This is a genomic window from uncultured Phocaeicola sp. (assembly GCF_948499155.1).
Lineage (GTDB): Bacteria > Bacteroidota > Bacteroidia > Bacteroidales > Bacteroidaceae > Phocaeicola > Phocaeicola faecalis.
Genome location: NZ_CAOOSE010000017.1, coordinates 1 through 17,999, shown reverse-complemented (window position 1 = coordinate 17,999; position 17,999 = coordinate 1). Strand labels below are relative to the sequence as shown.

The following is a 17,999-nucleotide window of genomic DNA, read 5'->3' as shown; positions in this document are numbered from 1 at the left end:
AAAAAGCAGAACTACACCTATATAATAAGGTATGTTTCTGCTTTTTTTTCTTAAAAAGGCTCTTTTACAGAGCCTTTTTAACTAAAATCGGAAAGTAAGGCCACCTAAAACATTCAGTTTCTCAGCAGGATAACCTCCTTCATAATAGTATTGTTTGTTTAATAGATTATTCACATCCACAAAGATAGAGATGTCTTTTAATAATGCATAGGTAGCACCCACGCTCAGATTGCTGACAGGATCCACATCCTCTCCCTTACGCTTTACGTAATCATAACCCAACCGAAGTTTCAAGCCCTCCATTACCTTGGCATCAACTTTAAAGTTCAACTCCATTTCAGGCTTCATGGCAGCTATCGCATCATCGTCATGCTTGGTCGTCCAACCGTAATACACACCTTTTACCGATGCATCAAAATAGTCTTTATAACCATACTTCACTTCCGCACCTCCATAACCGATTTTTCCTTTATCCTGCACAAAACCCGTATATACAAATTGTCCTGCGGGCACTAACGTACAAAACAACTCATGTTTACGTATCTGATAACCACCAAATACATTAAACCATAATCCGCTTGTAGGAGACGCCTTAAAACCCAAAGTTGCATCAAGAGGAACATACGTCGCATCGAGTTGCTGCCCTATTCCCCAATAGGGAGAGATGCGGCTTAACATACGATAATCGTTTACCTGTCTGCCTCCCTGTGCATTCAAATAAAGAATATAACTATCCGAGAAAATATACTCTGCACGAATATCCGGAGCTACATCTATGCCGCTATTATTACCTGTCACCCAGTCGACATGCGCACCGAGATGCAGTCGCCAACTGTCTTCGTCAATGGCATAATAAGGATTCAGGCCTAACGAAGTATAATTCTTCATGAAGTCATCCGAATAGAATAAGTTATCCATTTCAAACTTAATACCCACACGCTGAATATCACTCAGTTTTCCCCATACATCACCTACTGTATGAATCATTTTTTCCGTGCTGCTCTCATCGGAAATTGCCGGGTATTTCTGCTTGAAATACTGAAAGCCCGTTTGTACTGTAAATTGCAGTGGCATCATTTCATCCGTAGAAGACAGGGCGACATGGAAATCTCCCAAAGTGTGATGCTGCTTATCATTCTCACCGGAAATAGAAGAAATCGGACTCAACATATAATTAAACACACGAGAATGAAGTCCTCCTCCAAGATGCAGATCCATATTCTTGAAGCTATGTCGGTATCCTACATTAAAAGAGGAAGAATAGAAACGCGATTTCCAATCATTATCAATCGCATCTTTCAGGGTACCATTCATACCGTCCAAAGAAGCAGCGACATTCAGCCGGTCATCTTTCGTGATGTCCCATACATACCCGGCCTTAAAATCCACATTACCATAATTACCGGCGCCGGCACGCACATATCCTCGTTTCGCCTTCTCCCATTCCCATTCACGAACAATGGGAAACATCTCCTCATAATTCCAAGCAGCCACAGGGCGCAAAGCCGTGGCATACTCAATTCCCTTCTTCATTACTGCCGGTTCCTCCACCTTGGGCAATACATTTATTTTGGAAGCATCCATGACAGTAGGGTTATACTCATTTTCCACTACCACAGTGCGGTTCAGTGTACTGTCTTGCTGTGCATATACAGCCGACAGAGGCAACAAGCCCACAAATGCTATAATTGCTATTTTCTTCATAATCTTTAATTTTCAGCATTTAACTTATTCAGTCTGCTCTCTATCATTCCTGCAATATCATCATCCGCCTGATAATTCTGCCTTAATGAAAGCAAATATTGTTTGGCATCCAGGTTGCGTCCTAATTTCATATAAACATCAGATAACAACACAAAGCTACGCGCCAGCCAATAAGTATGCGGAGTGCTGACCTCAATATAATTCAAGACTTCTTTCTCGGCCTGCCCTGTCTGTCCGGCATCAAAATAAATCTGTGCTACTTTATATTTCGCTTCCGCACCATATACATTGCGAGTATCTTTTGCCAAGATTTTCAAATCCTCCATAGCCCCTTCTGCTTTTCCTGCATCCAGATAAGCCTTTGCACGATAATAATGAGCCTCATTGGATAATTCGGGAGCAATTTTCGTCTCTGCCAGCAAATCCGTTGCCGCCAGAATGACCTCTTCTCCATTGCCCGACATATATGCACTACGAAGCACACCCGTCTTTGCCAATTGCCGGCGTTCCGATGAAACAGCCTTATCTTTCAGTTGCTTATAAACAGCCAATGCTTTTTCATAATCCTTTGCCGAATAAGCCATTTCAGCACTCATCATCATGGCATCTTCCGAATATTTATTATTGGGATAAGCCAAAACTTTGTCCAAATGTTCTGCCGCACTATTATAAGCCTTACGGTTATAATCTATCAATCCGACATAGTAATTGGCATTCAAGCTAAATGCACCTTCCGGGAAAGTTTGCAGATAGTGAGTAAAGCTATTGCGTGCTTCGTCTATTTCACCGCGCATATACACTCTTTCGGCAGCAACATAAGTCAACGAATCACGTTCGTTCACATCAAAATTGGCTCCACCGGGAATAGTAGAAGCAAAGTTGGCATACTCATCCACCTTGTTCAAATCAATATAAATAGATTTCAAATCCCTTTGGGCAAGACGAGCCTCCTCACTACCCGGATAATTAGTGATTACCTGCTTGTAAGCCTGAATAGCTTCCGGATACTTATCGCCCTGATAATAAAGTAAACCGATTTCATTAGCCGCCCGACGAGCCATATTGCTTTCCGGGAATTTCTTCAGCAAAATATTGAAACGGTTAATAGCATTCGTATGATCCTCCATTTGAACAAAAGCACGTCCTTGTTCATATAAAGCATCATCCAAATATTGAGACTCGGGATAATCTGCTATCAAACGATTTAAAATTTGTATCTTTCCATTATAATCCTTCTGCAAGCCACGGACAAAAGCCTCTTGATATAAAGAATAATCACCCAAAGAAGAATCTATCTCCACAGCACGGGCATAATCCTGACGGGCCGAATCAAAACGGCGGGCATAAAAGTTACAGTCACCGATGCGATTGTAAGCATCTGCCTGTACAGCACGGTCATTGACAGTTCCACGATCAACAAAACGGGTAAACCAATTCAATGCACCATTATAATTCTTTTGCTTAAAGTCAGTATAGCCAAGATTATAAAGTGCCAATCCGTACTCCCGGTTCGTCTTATCGGGAGCAAACTCCAAGTACCGGCGTAAATCATTTCCAGCCTGAGCATAATGCTCCAACCTGTAGTTTGCCTCACCACGCCAATAATATGCATCAGCCTTAGTAGCCATATTATATTGTCCGATTGCCAAGGAACGATTAAAATATTCTATCGCCTCATGAAAATCGGCATTAGCAAACGCCTGAGTACCGAGACGGAACAGAATCTTTTGTTTCGCTTCCATGATTCGTGCACCCGGATGCTCAATCTTTGCAATAGACTTCAGCGCAGCTTCGTAACTACGGGTATTCATATATACCTCTATCAAGTAATCATTTACCCGTTCGGCATACGGCGAGTTGGGAAATTCATTAAGGAAACGTTCGAACACCGTTACAGATTCAGCAAAAGGAGAATACGAAGTCTCATGTATACACAAAGCATAATTATAAAGAGCTTGTTCTTTCACCTGCGGATCAAATCCTGATGCAGAAGCCTGTTCAAAAGCCATTCTTGCCTGGTTGCGTTCCTTCAAGTTTAAATAGGCCAAGCCCATGTGCAAATATGCATTCTGAGATAAGGCATCGTTCACCGAAGTAGTTTCGCCCAATATAGCAGCCGCTTTTGAATAGACACCGGTATAATAATAACTCATACCCAACTCATACAGCGCTTTACGCTGCGGACGAGGCACTGCGACCTGATAACGTTCCAATGGTGCAATAGCCTCCTGATAATTATTCAGGCCGAAATAAGCCTCCCCCAAAACACGTTCCATCTGAGCCTCATCTTTATGGCCGGAATAAACCTGCAAATAATGAGCGGCCACCGAACGTGCCTGTTCATAATTACCTTTCAATAAATAAATTTCTCCTATATAATAGGGCACCAAAGATGAATATACGGCATCATCTTTCAAGGATAAAAAAGCATTTAATGCCTTGTCATACCGTTTCTCTACATAATCAATATAAGCCAAATTATAAATAGCATCCGATTGATAACGCGGGCTCACCTCTTTCAGTAAAAGGAACCATACGGAAGCATCACGCAAGTTTCCTTCCTTTAAATAAGAAGTGGCAAGGCGCATGGCACAATCATCGCGCTCTGCATCGGGCAAGGTCTCAATATCACACGCCCTAAACATAGCTATCGCCTCCTTATATTTACCTTCTTCAAAATACACCGAAGCAATCAAAGAACGTACCCTGTCTGTATATCGTGAATCAGGGTATTTATCCAGATAAGCCTGCAACAGTTCCACGCTGTTTTTTGACTTCAAGTCATACTCTCTGCATACCCTTCGGTATTCCTTATCACCCGCCACATCATCGGGAAGGATTTGTTGGGCCATGCCTTGCAAAGCACACCCACCCATCAACGCAGCTATTAATAAAGTCCTTTTCTTCATATTCTATATCTAATATTTATATTCTTTCAAAAAACGTTTTACTCCCTCACGCACAGAATCAAGACCAAATTCCTCCGGATTTACCTTGTCAAGCGGCATCCAAAAAGAATCCGCCACATCATCCATCGCTTCAATCCGAGTCGTATCTTTCACCGTACAAAGGAAAAACAGATCTAACGTATGTACCAAAAAGCCGGAATAAAGATATGTATTGGGCAACGAAAATAGATAGACCGCTTTTTTCACTTCAAGACCCGTTTCTTCCAACACTTCACGTGCTACACCCTCTTCACCGGTTTCATACATATCTATAAACCCTCCCGAAAGGTCTAATGTTCCTTTCGCGGGTTCTTTACCCCGCCGGCAAACCAATAATTCATTTCTCTCATTCAAGATAAATGCCACTGTAGCGGCACTTGAATTAAAGTAATAGACAAAGCCACAATCCGCACAGCGTTTGGACTTCTCATTATTTACCACAAAATGTGAAGAACCACATTTGGGACAATACTTGAATAGCTCTAGTGGATGCATAATTACTCCTTTTCTTTTATAGACACCGCAAAGATAGCTTAAATGACAGATAATTCATTAATTAAATCTAAAAGAAGAAAGAGAAAACACAATTCTTAGTACATTTGTTAGCAAATACAAATGTAAATCACTCACATGGAGATTGTCATAATTATCGCACTTATTTTACTAAACGGGGTATTCGCCATGTCCGAAATAGCCTTGATTTCTGCGCGTAAAAGCAGTTTGAACAATGATGTCCGTCACGGCAGTTCCTCCGCACGTATCGCTCTTAAATTAGCCAATGATCCGGATAAGTTTTTATCGACCATACAAATCGGAATTACGCTGATTGGTATCCTAACCGGTATCTATTCCGGCGATGTATTAGCATCTGATTTCAGCAAAGTGCTGGTTTCAGCAGGCGTTCCAATCGCTTATGCACATATAATAGCACAAATTCTGATTGTCATTTTAGTGACCTATCTCACCATCATCTTTGGAGAACTTGTTCCGAAACGAATCGGTATGAGCGCATCTGCACGTGCAGCCAAGCTATTGGCACGTCCCATGTATTGGCTGTCTGTCATAGCTTCTCCTTTCGTGTGGATTCTGGCAAAAAGTACTTCACTGATTTTCAACTTGCTGCATATCAACACTGCCGAAGAAAAGGTTACGGAAGAAGAAATCAAGTCTATGATTGAAGAAGGAGCCGAAAATGGCGAGGTACAAGAAGTAGAACAAGATATCGTAGACCGTGTTTTCTCGTTGGGCGACCGCAGCATCAATACCATTATGACCTATCGTAATGATATAGTGTCTATCGATATAGATATGGGAAACAAACAGATTTATGATATCGTATGCCAGCATTTATATCAGGTTTATCCGGTAACACAAGACAATACCTTGGACAATATCATAGGTGTGGTTTATCTGAAAGACCTTTTCGGTAAATTACAAGGGACGAACTTTAACCTGCGTGACGTTATTCGTCCGGCACAATACTTCCATGAAAACATGGATGTTTATAAAGTATTGGAACAAATACGCCAACACCATATTAAATACGGACTAATCTGCGACGAATTCGGTAGCCTTCAGGGAGTTATTACAATGAAAGATATATTGGAAGCATTGGTAGGGGCACTGCCCGGCGACTCTGAAGAGCCGGATATCATTCTCCGCAAAGACGGCAGTTGGCTGATAGACGGACAATGCTCTTTCTATGACTTCCTAAGTCATTTCGAAATGGAAGATTTATATCCTGAATATAACTACAATACATTGAGTGGACTTATTTTACAGCAGTTGGGACATATTCCCAAAACCGAAGAGCTTCTCCAATGGAACGATTTCCTTTTTGAAATTGTAGATATGGATGGGGCACGCATCGATAAGATATTGGTCACCCTGTCAGACAAAAACAAAGAAGATAAATAAAGGTATGCTACAAAGAGATTATATCATGCGTTTGGTTCGCCAATTTATAGAAGCACTGGAGAAATTGGTGGAAGAGAAGAAAAAAGAGGATGGCCCTGAGTTTCAACTAAAAATACAAAGTATCTATCGAGCCTATTTTAACCACAGCCACCACTTCTATTATGAGCAGGATGCAGAATATATCTTGACCGACCTGTCTCAAGACTATGAAGGGCAAGAGTTTCTGACCCGAATCGATATGTTGTCGGAGTTACTCTACCAGGATGCCCTGTTGAAAGAGCCGGACGAAAAGAAATATTTTTTATCAAAAGCGCTCTACCTAAAAGAGTATCTGGACACCCATAGTGACACCTTTTCTTTTGAGCGAAGAAACAAAATAAGTGAAATCAAGAAGTTATTAGAGATATAGACTAAAAAAATGCACTTTTTTTCAAAGAATCTATGTTTTTTCTTTCAAAATAGTAGATAAATTAAAAACTATTCCTATATTTGCTTACAGATTGACAACACTAAAATCAAAATATTATGGAGAAAATTGACAGTCTTGACAGACAGATTCTTGAAATTATATCTCAAAATGCCCGCATCCCGTTTAAAGATGTCGCGGCAGAATGTGGCGTTTCCCGTGCCGCTATTCACCAACGCGTACAAAGATTAATTGATCTGGGGGTTATTATCGGTTCGGGATATCATGTAAATCCTAAGAGTCTGGGTTACAGAACTTGTACTTACGTGGGAATCAAACTTGAAAAAGGTTCAATGTATAAAGCTGTAGTAAATGAATTAAAAAAAATTCCCGAGATAGTGGAATGTCATTTCACCACCGGTGCATACACTATGCTGACTAAAGTATACTCTCGTGACAATGAACATTTAATGGATATATTAAACTCCAGAATCCAAGAGATTCCCGGTGTGACAGCTACCGAAACAATGATATCTTTGGAACAAAGTATCAAGAAAGAAATTCCCATCCAAACCGAAAAATAATGGAATGGCTGACTGAATACCATTTAAGTGGCATTGCCATCGGCATTTGCACATTTCTGATAATCGGTCTTTTCCACCCCATTGTGGTCAAGGCTGAATATTATTGGGGAACACGCTGCTGGTGGATTTTCCTTCTTTTAGGAATAGTCGGCATCATCTGCTCAATCTTGATTAGCGACATACTTATTTCTTCACTCGCTGGCGTTTTCTCGTTTTCCTCCTTTTGGACTATAAAAGAAATCTTCGAGCAACGGGAACGCGTACTGAAAGGCTGGTTTCCGATGAACCCCAAGCGAAAACACGAGTACGAAGAAAAATAAATTTCTATTTTCCGGGCATTTCAAGTATAATGAGAAATACCCGGAAAATAATACCCTTCCTGCAAGGACAACTTATCACTATAGAGAAAAAAGATTCTCATAATGTCATTGGCGGCTACTCTATTTGCCATATTTTTCTTATTTTTGTGGACAACATCTAATATAAACTGAGGAAAAACAACATGAGATATAAATATTTATTACTCTTATTTGCACTATTGGCATTAAATACTCCCATTTTTGCTGAATATTTCAGGCATATTGGATTATCCGAAGGATTGACGCAGCCATCGGTAATGGCTATATACCAAGATCAATTGGGAAGAATGTGGTTTGGTACAAGAGAGGGAATAAATTTGTATGATGGCAAACGGATTACTTCTTTCAAAGGCTGGTGCAACGCTTCCGATGATTCATCGCCTATTTGGTTAGGAAATGAAGTCTCATCCATTGTCGAAGACAAGCAAGGGAATATTTTTTTCTTAGTCGACGATGATATTATAAAATTTGATATACAAACAGAGAAATCCAGTCGTATTACCAAAGGTAGCCGCATTCCCGTTTTAACATCACTTGAAGGAGATTTGTGGTACATGAGACGTGATTCCTTATTCAAATGCCCTGCAGGAACCACGGAATCAACCTTCATGCTAAAAACCGGAATTACTTCTCCCATTACCTGCCTGACAATGTTGCCCAATAAAATCTGTATTGGCTCGCACGACGGAATTTTCTTCTATGACCGCTCCAGCGGAAAGGAAACACATGTACTCAAAGGAATTGATATCTACCGCATTTTTGAAAGTTCACAAAAAGAACTTTGGATTGGAACAAGAATGTATGGATTATACAGAATTAACCAAAAAGGAGAAATCAGACAAGTACCTTTCAGTCCGGGCTCTCCTATGGGAATCAGCAGTTGGCAAATTCGTGATTTTGTAGAAGACGGTGAACATAATATATGGTTTGGAACCTTTGACGGATTACATAAATACAGTTCGAAAACAGGGCAGTATTCTCTTATCCAGATTCCCAAATATGTAGGAGGATTAAACCACCCATCCATCTTTTCCCTTTGCAAAGATTTACAAGGCACTATCTGGGTGGGAAGTTATTTTGGAGGAGTAAACTATTTCACTCCCAAGCAGGACAGTTTTGTACACTACGACTATGACCAAAACGCCACTAAAAACCAATATTATTCATATATAGGCGATATCGTAGTCGACAAGAATGAACACGTTTGGCTCAGTACAGATGGAGGAGGAATCAGTTGCACCGACAAAAACTGGAACATTATCCATCAATTTACCGCCGGAGAAAAAAACTCAATTCCCCACAACAACATAAAAAGTATATGTTACGACGAAGAAAATGCATGTTTATATATAGGTACTTACTTAGGGGGATTGTCACGTTATGACTTGCAAACCGGACAATTCTACAATTACCTGGAAAGAAGAAAAGGAGAACCCAATACCCCGAACGAAGTTGTCTTTCATGTAAAAATGTGGAAAGGCAAATTATATTTATCGGCACGCAACGGTGTATTCTCATTGGATACCAAAACACAACAGTTCCAAAAACTGCATATTCCGACGGCCTATTATGAAAACTTTGATATAGACCCGGAAGGATATTTATACCTGAATGGAACATTTAATCTGGTATTCATGCATTTAGACTCACTGAAGGCTTCTTATGTTCCGTTGACACAAAAAGGATATAATGCCAAAATAACTCGTATCCTGGCAACTAATAACGGTGCCTATATCAGCACATTAGGAGGCGGACTGTTCTTTTATGACAAGAAAACTCATAAAACAACCCATTACACGGCAGAAGAGCATCAGCTTCCCAGCAACTTTTGCTATAATGTTTGCTTATCTCCCAGCGGGAATATACTGATAACCAGCGACAAAGGAGTGACAAGCTATTCTCCCGAAAAAAACAGTTTCACCACCATCAATTTGATGGAAAACTTTCCAACAGCACACATCATAAGCGGTTGTGGCATCTTTGCCTCCAACCAGAAGCGCATTTATGTAGGTGATACCAAAGGGGTAACCTCCTTTTCGGAAGAAGAGTTTCACAAAGCCAATACATTTCACCATAACCCCAGCCTCTATTTCTCGGAACTATGGATAAATAATCAACAAGTAGTGGCAGGAGATGAAACCGGAGTACTCACCAAGGCTTTTCCATATACCAAAAAACTCAAGTTAAACCATAACCAGAATAATCTGATTTTCAGCTTTGCCCTGCCCGATTATGAGCAGCAGTTATCGCAAAAGCAGTTCCAATATAAGTTAGACGGTTTCGATAAAAAATGGATTAAGACCAGCCAGACAGAAGTGCATTACACCAATCTTGATCCCGGCACTTATACACTGCGAGTGGCCGCCATTAATAACAGCAGTAATCAAAGTGGAGATATCACAGATAAAGAAATCAGTATACAACTGACCATCTCCGCTCCCTGGTATGCCACATGGTGGGCATCATTGCTCTATATCATTAGTTTCATAGGCTGCCTTTACTATTTTATATCCAGCCGCGTTGCCAAACGCACATTGGCACTTTCATTAGAGAAAGAACGCTTTGAGAAACAGCAGATAGAGCAGCTCAATCAGGAGAAACTGGTATTCTTCACCAATGTCAGCCATGAATTCCGCACCCCTCTAACACTGATAATCAGCCATATAGATATCATCTTGCAAAAATCGTCACTGAGTCCTTCTATCTATAACCAGATACTAAAAATCAGAAAGAACGCACAGCAAATGAGCAATCTGATTTCAGAGCTGCTTGAGTTCCGAAAGTTGGAACAAAACCATAAAACATTGCAGATATCCCAGCAAGACATCACCTCATTCTTGAAAGAAATTTATTTTTCATTTGTTGATTATGCCCACTTGCGTAATATCAATTATGTTTTCCAGTTATCGGAAACTCCTACACAATGCTGGTTTGACAGCCAGTTGCTTGAAAAGGTATTCTTCAATTTATTGTCCAATGCCTTCAAATATACTCAGGATAATGGAAATATTGTTATAGCCGGACGCACAACAGACAACGAAGTAGAAATCAGTATATCCGACACAGGAGCGGGTATCGCCAAAAATGATGTTTCACAAATATTCGTACGCTTCTTCCAGGCAAACAACCAGAAGCCGGGTGAATATTCATCGCCCGGTACCGGTATCGGCCTTGCTTTATCCAAAAGCATCATTGAAAAACACCATGGCACGATAACTGTCGACAGCACACTGGGCAAAGGCACTACATTCACAGTCCGGCTTCCCAGAAACGTAGATGTTTTCCGTGAAGACAAGAACATACAGCTATCCGACCCGCAACAAGAAAGCGCCATTGTACCCGGTTCTTTGGATGTTTTGCCCGAAACCGATGCATATCCAATGGAACCGGTCCATACAGAAGGGACGGGAGAGAAAGCGCACACCGTATTATTAGTGGAAGATAATGAAGAACTGCTCCAACTATTAACGGAACTATTCTCTCCATTTTACGAAGTGATTTGCGCCACCAATGGAGAAGAAGGCTTAAAACAAGTATATGAGCATAAGATAGATTTAATTATCAGTGATATTATGATGCCCAAAATGAGTGGTACGGAGATGTGTCTGCAGATTAAGAACAATATCGACTACTGCCACATACCTCTTATTTTACTTACTGCCCTTAATTCTACTGAACAGAATATTGAAGGACTGAACCGAGGTGCGGACGACTATATCACCAAGCCTTTCCATGCCCAATTATTGTTAGCACGTGCCAACAACCTGATTAGAAGCCGTTTGCTCATGCAGCATCAGTTCGATAAGAAACCGATATCCGAAATCGATTTAACCTGCATCAATCCATTGGATAAGGATATTCTGAAACGAACGGCAGAAAGCATTGAACAACATATTGATGATACGGAATATGACATTCCGGTGCTTTGCAAAGAAGTAGGTATCGGACGTTCACTCCTTTATACCAAATTTAAAGCATTGACCGGCATGACGCCTAACAACTTTATCTTGAATTACAGACTGAAACATGCCGCTACTTTATTACAGCAATATCCCGACATTCCTATCGCAGAGGTCAGTGACCGTTGCGGATTTAGCTCACCGGTATATTTCAGCCGTTGCTTTAAGAACCAATATGGATGTACTCCGCAAAACTATCGCAAGGAAAAGAAAGCGGAAAATTAACTCAAAGACTATCCGGCTCAATTTAAAGACGGAGCCTGACACAATGACATATATACGTGCAGGCTTATGCGTACGTACGTATAGCCCGATGCGTACGTACGTGTGGGCTTACGCGTATATATGCGTGGACTGATGCCACCGTATGTGTGAAGACTGACGCCTACGTGCACATTAAAAAATAGAAAGCCTACACTGAATGATGCAAAAAGACCTTGATGTTTTTAAAAAAGCTCGGTATGTTTTTTAAAAAGCTCGGCATCTTTTTCAAAAAGCTCGGGGTGTTTTTGTAGGGACAGATGTATCTCACCCTCACCAAGTCGGTCATTCCCTCTTCTCCATTCATCCTTACATTTTAATTATTATACACTGGCTATCAGATGGTTAAAGATGAAAGCACATCCCCTCATCCTCCCTTCAGCCGCGCTTCCGAGTCCCTTCATAATCTGCCTTCAGCAATTTCCTTTTTTGCGAATGAAGGGAGGCTGAAGGGGTGGTGACGAGATGCCCATTCACTACCGGAGCCCCCATCAGCAGGGCGTTTCAACGGTTTATGAAAGGAGGAAGGAAGAAGCGGATTTCCGGTTGTAGGGAGAATAAGCACAGTTGTTTTTTGTGGATTCAGCAATCAATGTGGAACTATCCGCAATCAAATGCCGGGAATTTCCTCTGAACTTTTATTTCAAGATATAATCAGTACGTGCCTGTGCAATACGAAAAGAATCAGAATATATAAAAACGGCTGAGCCCATCTGCATCCAGATAAACTCAGCCATATTCTGTCTTAGCCTATGATTTTAAACAATTAGTATTCCCATCCCGGTGTGCGTGTCAAATTCGGATTAAGCTCTATTTCGCTCTTAGGTACAGGCCATGTATACCATTGATCGCCTATCCAATCATAAACAGTACCACCTGTGCTTTCTGAACCTCCCCATGCATGTTGAGCAACTTTTTCATCAAATTTAGTCTCTTTCAATGTGCGCCAACGCATTTCGTCGAAGAAGTTAACACCCTCGTTTACAAATTCGCGGCGACGTTCATCGCGTACATAGTTGCGGGCTGTGGTTTGGTCGGAGAAGCTAGAAGCCATTGTAGGTATGCCAACACGGTCGCGCACTTCTTTTACCTTACTCATAGCACCTGACAAATCACCTTTTTCAACAAGAGCTTCAGCCCACATCAGCAATACATCGGCATAGCGGATGATAGGCTCGTCCACCGGATTCTGTTCACGACGTTGATATTCCAGGCCTTCGCCAATGAACTTACGGTGGATATATTTAAATTCAGCCTGTGCATTCATGAAGCCTGAAGCATAATAACTATCTGGCAAGTTAGGATTAGCATTAGGTTCGGCAGATGCTTGGTCAGCATAATATTTTCCAGCTACCGGCCAGCGGAAAGTATACCATGCTTCTGCAGTTGAGTTACTGTTTACACCTAAATAATCAGCATAAGGTGTTACCACATTATAAGCCAAACGAGGGTCACGATGAGCGTAAGCTGTTTTCAAACGAGCCTCATTGCCTTCGGGTAAATAAATTGCCTGAATTTCTTCGGGCAACTTAGCCAATTCTGTGTCAATAGCTTTAGTCACAGTCGAATGAATTTCCTGACCATTTACATATTTATCACGAATAAAGAAAACCTTGCGGTATTTGGTGTGACCTTCTGCAGCTTCCATATCTGTTACTTTCTTCCAGTCGGACAAATAATCTTCCCAAGCGAATTTCTTTACTGTCTGTCCATCTACTTCTTCATAGAGATTTACGACCGCAGGAGTAACCTGCAAGTCTCCCCAGCATCCGCGAGAGTCTTTTGCACCTTGAGTAAATGCTGCACAATATTTTTGTATACCCGTACCATATCCAGTAGGATCTTCAATATACTGTACGCTAAGAATCATTTCTTCACAACGTTCGTTTGCAACCTTAAAAAGCTGTCTATAGTTAGGAAACAGTTTATAACCACAATCTCCTACTTTAGCAAAATCTGCAATAGCTTTATCATATTCTTTTGTTAATAAGTAGGCCTTACCACGTAGTGCATAAGCTGCACCCTTACTTACGCGTCCTTCACCTTGAATCTGATTATCCGGCAGATTAGGTTCAGCTATGGCATCACTTAAGTCTTGAATTACTTGTGCCCATACTTCCTGTTCAGAGCTTTGCCCTTTGTTACATTCAGACGGATTGACAGGCTCCGTATAAAGAGGTACACCTAGGCCACCATTACCGAAAAGAATATTCAGACGGTCATAAAAAAAGGCACGTAACACCTTACATTCAGCTACAAGACGCGCTTTTTTAGCATCATTTATAGGAGCATTCTGAATACCGGCAATAGCTGCATTCGCACGGTGTACTCCATCATACATCCATTGCCATGTTTTCAAAAAGAAACCATTGCTAGGATTTACCGATTTGGTAAATAGGTTTTGCATACCATATTCTCCCTGTCCTGCCATGCCTAATGCATCATAACCGTAGTATCCGATCATGGCATTAGCACCAATAAACTTATCTCCATGGAAGGGTCTCTGTAATGAATAATACACGCCAATAACCCCTTGGTCTACACTTTCTTCTGTGGTCCACATTGTTCCACTAGAAAGTTTATCATATGGCGCAGTGTCCAAAATGTCTGTGCAAGCCGTTGAAGTTCCCAATACAGCTGCTAATGCTAATAAATTGAATATCTTTTTCATGTTCGTTTCTATTTAATTAAAAGGTTACAGATAAACCGCCGGAGAACATTCTGGCAATCGGATATACAGCAAGTGAGCTGCCCAATTCAGGGTCTACACCGGGGAATCTGCTTGATTTGATAGTCAGCAGGTTTTCACCTGATACAAATACGCGCATATTACTGATTTTGGCAGGTGCAATCCATTTTTTAGGCAATGTATAGCCAATTTGCAGCGATTTCAACTTGAAGAATGACGTATTATACAAATAGAATGTATTTGACGGAGTCGTACCGCCAGAACTTAACAGACGTGGGTATTCGTTGTAAATGCTGGCATTGGGATCGGCAGCAGGGTCATAAGAAGAACCGATAATAGTTCCATTTTCATTTCTGATTATACCGGCATGAGACGCTTCAGAGTCATAAGAGTAAAATCTGCTCCATGCATCTCCGGGCAATGCATCACCCACGTTGGTAATCAGTGAACCGTTGGCTCCTTTTGAATTGAGGTAATGATAACCGCCAAAACGTCCTGACCATATCATACTGAAATCGAATCCACGCCATGCAGCAGTGATATTCAAGCCCAAAGTCACTTTTGGAGTACTACTCTTGCCGGTAAATTCACGGTCATCATCGTTACCATATTTACCATCACCGTTCACATCATCCATAATCAAATCACCATACCATAGATTAGAACCGTCAGAACCGATATTTTTCAAGTTATTATTGAATGTATATCCGGCAGCCATCATAGCAGCTACCCAGTCGAGGTCAGCTTTAGTGCGAATCATACCATCACGAGGACCACCTTTAGGATTTACACTGCCGTCAGCTAATTTATATGAGCCATCTCCTTTATAAGGGCGACGTAAGAAATATTCGTCTATCATATGTCCTTCTACGCGACGCGTATCTCCACCGGTAGATACATCAGCCAAGTTTGTATACCGCCATGTCGGATTACCCCAAATATCTTTAGTATCTTCATCTAATTCATATTGCAGTGCGCCTTTAAAGTCAGTTACCTTATTCTTGTTGAAGGCAAGATTGACACCAATACCATAACGGAAATCATTTATTTGATCATTCCATCCCAAATTAAATTCAAAACCATGGTTAGTCAAGCTTGCTGTATTAGACATAGGTGCACTGATACTTCCCATTGTCTTATAAATAATAGAGTTAGTAAGAATGTCCGATGTTTTACGCAAGTAGAAGTCTGCTTCAAGAGTCAAGCGTTGATTCAGGAAAGAGGCATCCAAACCAAAGTTATAGGTGGTCACTTTTTCCCATGAAAGTGCAAGATTTTGAATAGACGATTGTATCAGACCGTTTTGTACTCTTTCATCAAATACATTATTTACTTTCTTATAAAGTGCCTGCCAGTCATAGTTGCCACCAACGGTATTTCCCAAAGAACCGTATGAAGCACGGATTTTCAAACTATTGACAGTATTCTTCAATGGTTCAAAAAAGGCTTCCTCACTTATACGCCATGCAGCAGAACCGGAAGGGAAGAAACTGCTACGATGTCCCGGAGCAAATTTTGAAGAAGCATCCGAACGGAAGCTGGCTTCAAGCAGATATTTTCCATTATAAGCGTAATTTATACGGCCAAAATAAGAGATTATTGCATTAACCGACTTGGCACTACCACCGATGGAATTCATTTCCGCTCCTGAGGTAATATCTGTAATACTCCAATCTATCAAGCCTTTCTTTTCTGCGCTAAATCCTGTGGTTTCACCGCGATATTGTTCGTAACCGAAAAATGCGCCCACATCATGTTTGCCAAAAGTATTGTTATAACGTAACAACAGGTCAGCTGTATAACTGGTAGACTCATAAGCATAACGGTAAGTTGTCGCTTGGTCCAGTACCCCGATTCCTTCTTTCGGAGTATCAAAGCTTTCACGGAAACTATAACGTGGTAAATTCTGTGAATGGTGTTCATCATGACGAGAGTATTGACTCCAGTTGAATTTAGCTTCTGCAACAAGACCTTTCAATAGCAATTCTATATTGGCATACCATGTAGTATTAAGACGTGTGTAAGTATTTTGTCCACCCTGATAAGCCACCTGTTGTAGGATATTATCTTTTTGGGTTACTTCCGGATGTTCACTGGCGCCATATTTTCCATTATAAATAGGTGTCATTCCCGGCCACGCCTGAAGTAAATAGGTCATTGAAGTACTTCCCGGATCCTTAAATTCTTTTGTTCCATAAGTTTGTGTACCAAAAGTGATAATATCGGCAATCTTTGTTTCTATATTAGCACGAATATTGAAACGCTCCATACTGGTATTATCCAATGTTCCCGGATTATTCTGATAACCGAGCGACAACAGATAAGTAGTGTTTTTACTACCACCGGATACATTTACACCATATTTTTGGTAGAATGCAGGCTGGAAAAGAATTTGTGCCCAGTCTGTATTGGGATAAGCCAACCAATTAGGTATCTGCTGTCCTGTCACCGGATTGGTATAAATTCCATTAGGGTTTTTATCTGCTTCACGCCACTCCTCAATACTCTCCCAGCTATAGTCAGGAGTGTTAGCTGTAGGATTGGCATTTAATTTAGCAATATTATGCAACTCCATGAAATCAGCTGTACTTGACATCAGCTTAAAGTCAGTAATCGGCTTTTCCTGTGCAAACATTGCAGTAAGGGTTACTTTGGGGCTCTCGTCTTTCTTTCCTTTTTTAGTCGTTACCAAAATTACACCATTGGCTGCACGCGAACCATAAATAGCTGCTGCACTGGCATCCTTCAAAATAGAGATACTTTCCACATCATCCGTATTTAACGGACCCATATCAGCTTGTACTCCATCGACTAGAATCAAGGGGCTACTATTATTGAATGAGCCTTGACCACGTACCTGTATACCAATGCTCTCGTCACCAGGATTACCACTACCCTGAGTTACGCGCACACCCGGAGCGGCTCCAACCAAAGCCTGTCCAAGGTTCATTACAGGACGGTTAGCTATTTTTTCAGAATTAACCGATGATACAGAACCACTTAAGTTAACTTTCTTCTGCACACCATAACCTACGACAACAACTTCATCCAAGGTCTCAGAATCTTCTACCATTTTAATATTTAATGTTTGGGTAGTAGAAGTAATTTTCACTTCTTGCATATTATATCCGATATAGGATATTTGTAAAGTACTGTTTAAAGGGACGTTTAA

At 40.9% G+C, this 17,999-nt stretch carries 10 protein-coding genes; 5 read left to right on the top strand and 5 right to left on the bottom strand.

Going from position 1 to position 17,999, the window contains the following annotated elements:
- Positions 1-81: 81 nt before the first annotated feature.
- Genes QYT14_RS12370 through QYT14_RS12360 form a run of 3 tightly spaced genes read right to left on the bottom strand, consistent with a single transcriptional unit; the run spans position 82 to position 5,147 of the window.
- Positions 82-1,704: a TonB-dependent receptor gene (locus tag QYT14_RS12370; RefSeq protein WP_288325071.1), complete on the bottom strand. Its 1,623-nt coding sequence runs from the start codon at positions 1,702-1,704 to the stop codon at positions 82-84.
- A 5-nt stretch (positions 1,705-1,709) separates the two neighbouring features.
- The gene (locus tag QYT14_RS12365; RefSeq protein WP_288325070.1) at positions 1,710-4,613 is read right to left on the bottom strand and encodes a tetratricopeptide repeat protein; all 2,904 of its coding nucleotides are present in this window, start codon (positions 4,611-4,613) and stop codon (positions 1,710-1,712) included.
- Positions 4,614-4,622: 9 nt separating this feature from the next.
- On the bottom strand, positions 4,623-5,147 hold the full coding sequence (locus QYT14_RS12360; protein ID WP_288325069.1) for an NUDIX domain-containing protein: 525 nt from the start codon (positions 5,145-5,147) through the stop codon (positions 4,623-4,625).
- A 135-nt stretch (positions 5,148-5,282) separates the two neighbouring features.
- On the opposite strand from QYT14_RS12360, the gene QYT14_RS12355 reads away from it, so the two are divergent.
- The 5 genes from QYT14_RS12355 to QYT14_RS12335 all read left to right on the top strand — a co-directional run bounded on the left by QYT14_RS12355 (position 5,283) and on the right by QYT14_RS12335 (position 12,102).
- Positions 5,283-6,569, top strand: a complete 1,287-nt coding sequence (locus QYT14_RS12355; RefSeq protein ID WP_288325068.1) for a hemolysin family protein — start codon at positions 5,283-5,285, stop codon at positions 6,567-6,569.
- 4 nt (positions 6,570-6,573) lie between these two features.
- The gene (locus tag QYT14_RS12350) at positions 6,574-6,978 is read left to right on the top strand and encodes a hypothetical protein (RefSeq protein WP_288325067.1); all 405 of its coding nucleotides are present in this window, start codon (positions 6,574-6,576) and stop codon (positions 6,976-6,978) included.
- Between the two features lie 116 nt (positions 6,979-7,094).
- On the top strand, positions 7,095-7,559 hold the full coding sequence (locus QYT14_RS12345) for an Lrp/AsnC ligand binding domain-containing protein (protein ID WP_237038751.1): 465 nt from the start codon (positions 7,095-7,097) through the stop codon (positions 7,557-7,559).
- Positions 7,559-7,879, top strand: coding sequence for a DUF4491 family protein (locus QYT14_RS12340; protein ID WP_237038752.1), 321 nt, complete (start codon positions 7,559-7,561; stop codon positions 7,877-7,879). Before QYT14_RS12345 ends, QYT14_RS12340 begins: the two co-directional genes overlap by 1 nt.
- A gap of 182 nt (positions 7,880-8,061) precedes the next feature.
- Positions 8,062-12,102, top strand: coding sequence for a hybrid sensor histidine kinase/response regulator transcription factor (locus QYT14_RS12335; RefSeq protein ID WP_288325066.1), 4,041 nt, complete (start codon positions 8,062-8,064; stop codon positions 12,100-12,102).
- 802 nt (positions 12,103-12,904) lie between these two features.
- Here QYT14_RS12335 and QYT14_RS12330 read toward each other — a convergent pair.
- A complete protein-coding gene (locus QYT14_RS12330) occupies positions 12,905-14,809 on the bottom strand; it encodes a RagB/SusD family nutrient uptake outer membrane protein (RefSeq protein ID WP_288325064.1) in 1,905 nt (634 codons plus the stop codon).
- A 16-nt stretch (positions 14,810-14,825) separates the two neighbouring features.
- Positions 14,826-17,999 (bottom strand): TonB-dependent receptor (locus tag QYT14_RS12325; protein ID WP_288325063.1); only part of this gene is annotated, 3,174 nt, incomplete at its 5' end.

Bases quoted from the DNA above. Each gene is read 5' to 3' on its own strand.
- QYT14_RS12340 (WP_237038752.1), top strand. From the start codon at position 7,559: ATGGAATGGCTGACTGAATACCATTTAAGTGGCATTGCCATCGGCATT.
- QYT14_RS12355 (WP_288325068.1), top strand. From the start codon at position 5,283: ATGGAGATTGTCATAATTATCGCACTTATTTTACTAAACGGGGTATTC.
- QYT14_RS12370 (WP_288325071.1), bottom strand. From the start codon at position 1,704: ATGAAGAAAATAGCAATTATAGCATTTGTGGGCTTGTTGCCTCTGTCG.
- QYT14_RS12350 (WP_288325067.1), top strand. From the start codon at position 6,574: ATGCTACAAAGAGATTATATCATGCGTTTGGTTCGCCAATTTATAGAA.
- QYT14_RS12360 (WP_288325069.1), bottom strand. From the start codon at position 5,147: ATGCATCCACTAGAGCTATTCAAGTATTGTCCCAAATGTGGTTCTTCA.
- QYT14_RS12365 (WP_288325070.1), bottom strand. From the start codon at position 4,613: ATGAAGAAAAGGACTTTATTAATAGCTGCGTTGATGGGTGGGTGTGCT.
- QYT14_RS12330 (WP_288325064.1), bottom strand. From the start codon at position 14,809: ATGAAAAAGATATTCAATTTATTAGCATTAGCAGCTGTATTGGGAACT.
- QYT14_RS12335 (WP_288325066.1), top strand. From the start codon at position 8,062: ATGAGATATAAATATTTATTACTCTTATTTGCACTATTGGCATTAAAT.
- QYT14_RS12345 (WP_237038751.1), top strand. From the start codon at position 7,095: ATGGAGAAAATTGACAGTCTTGACAGACAGATTCTTGAAATTATATCT.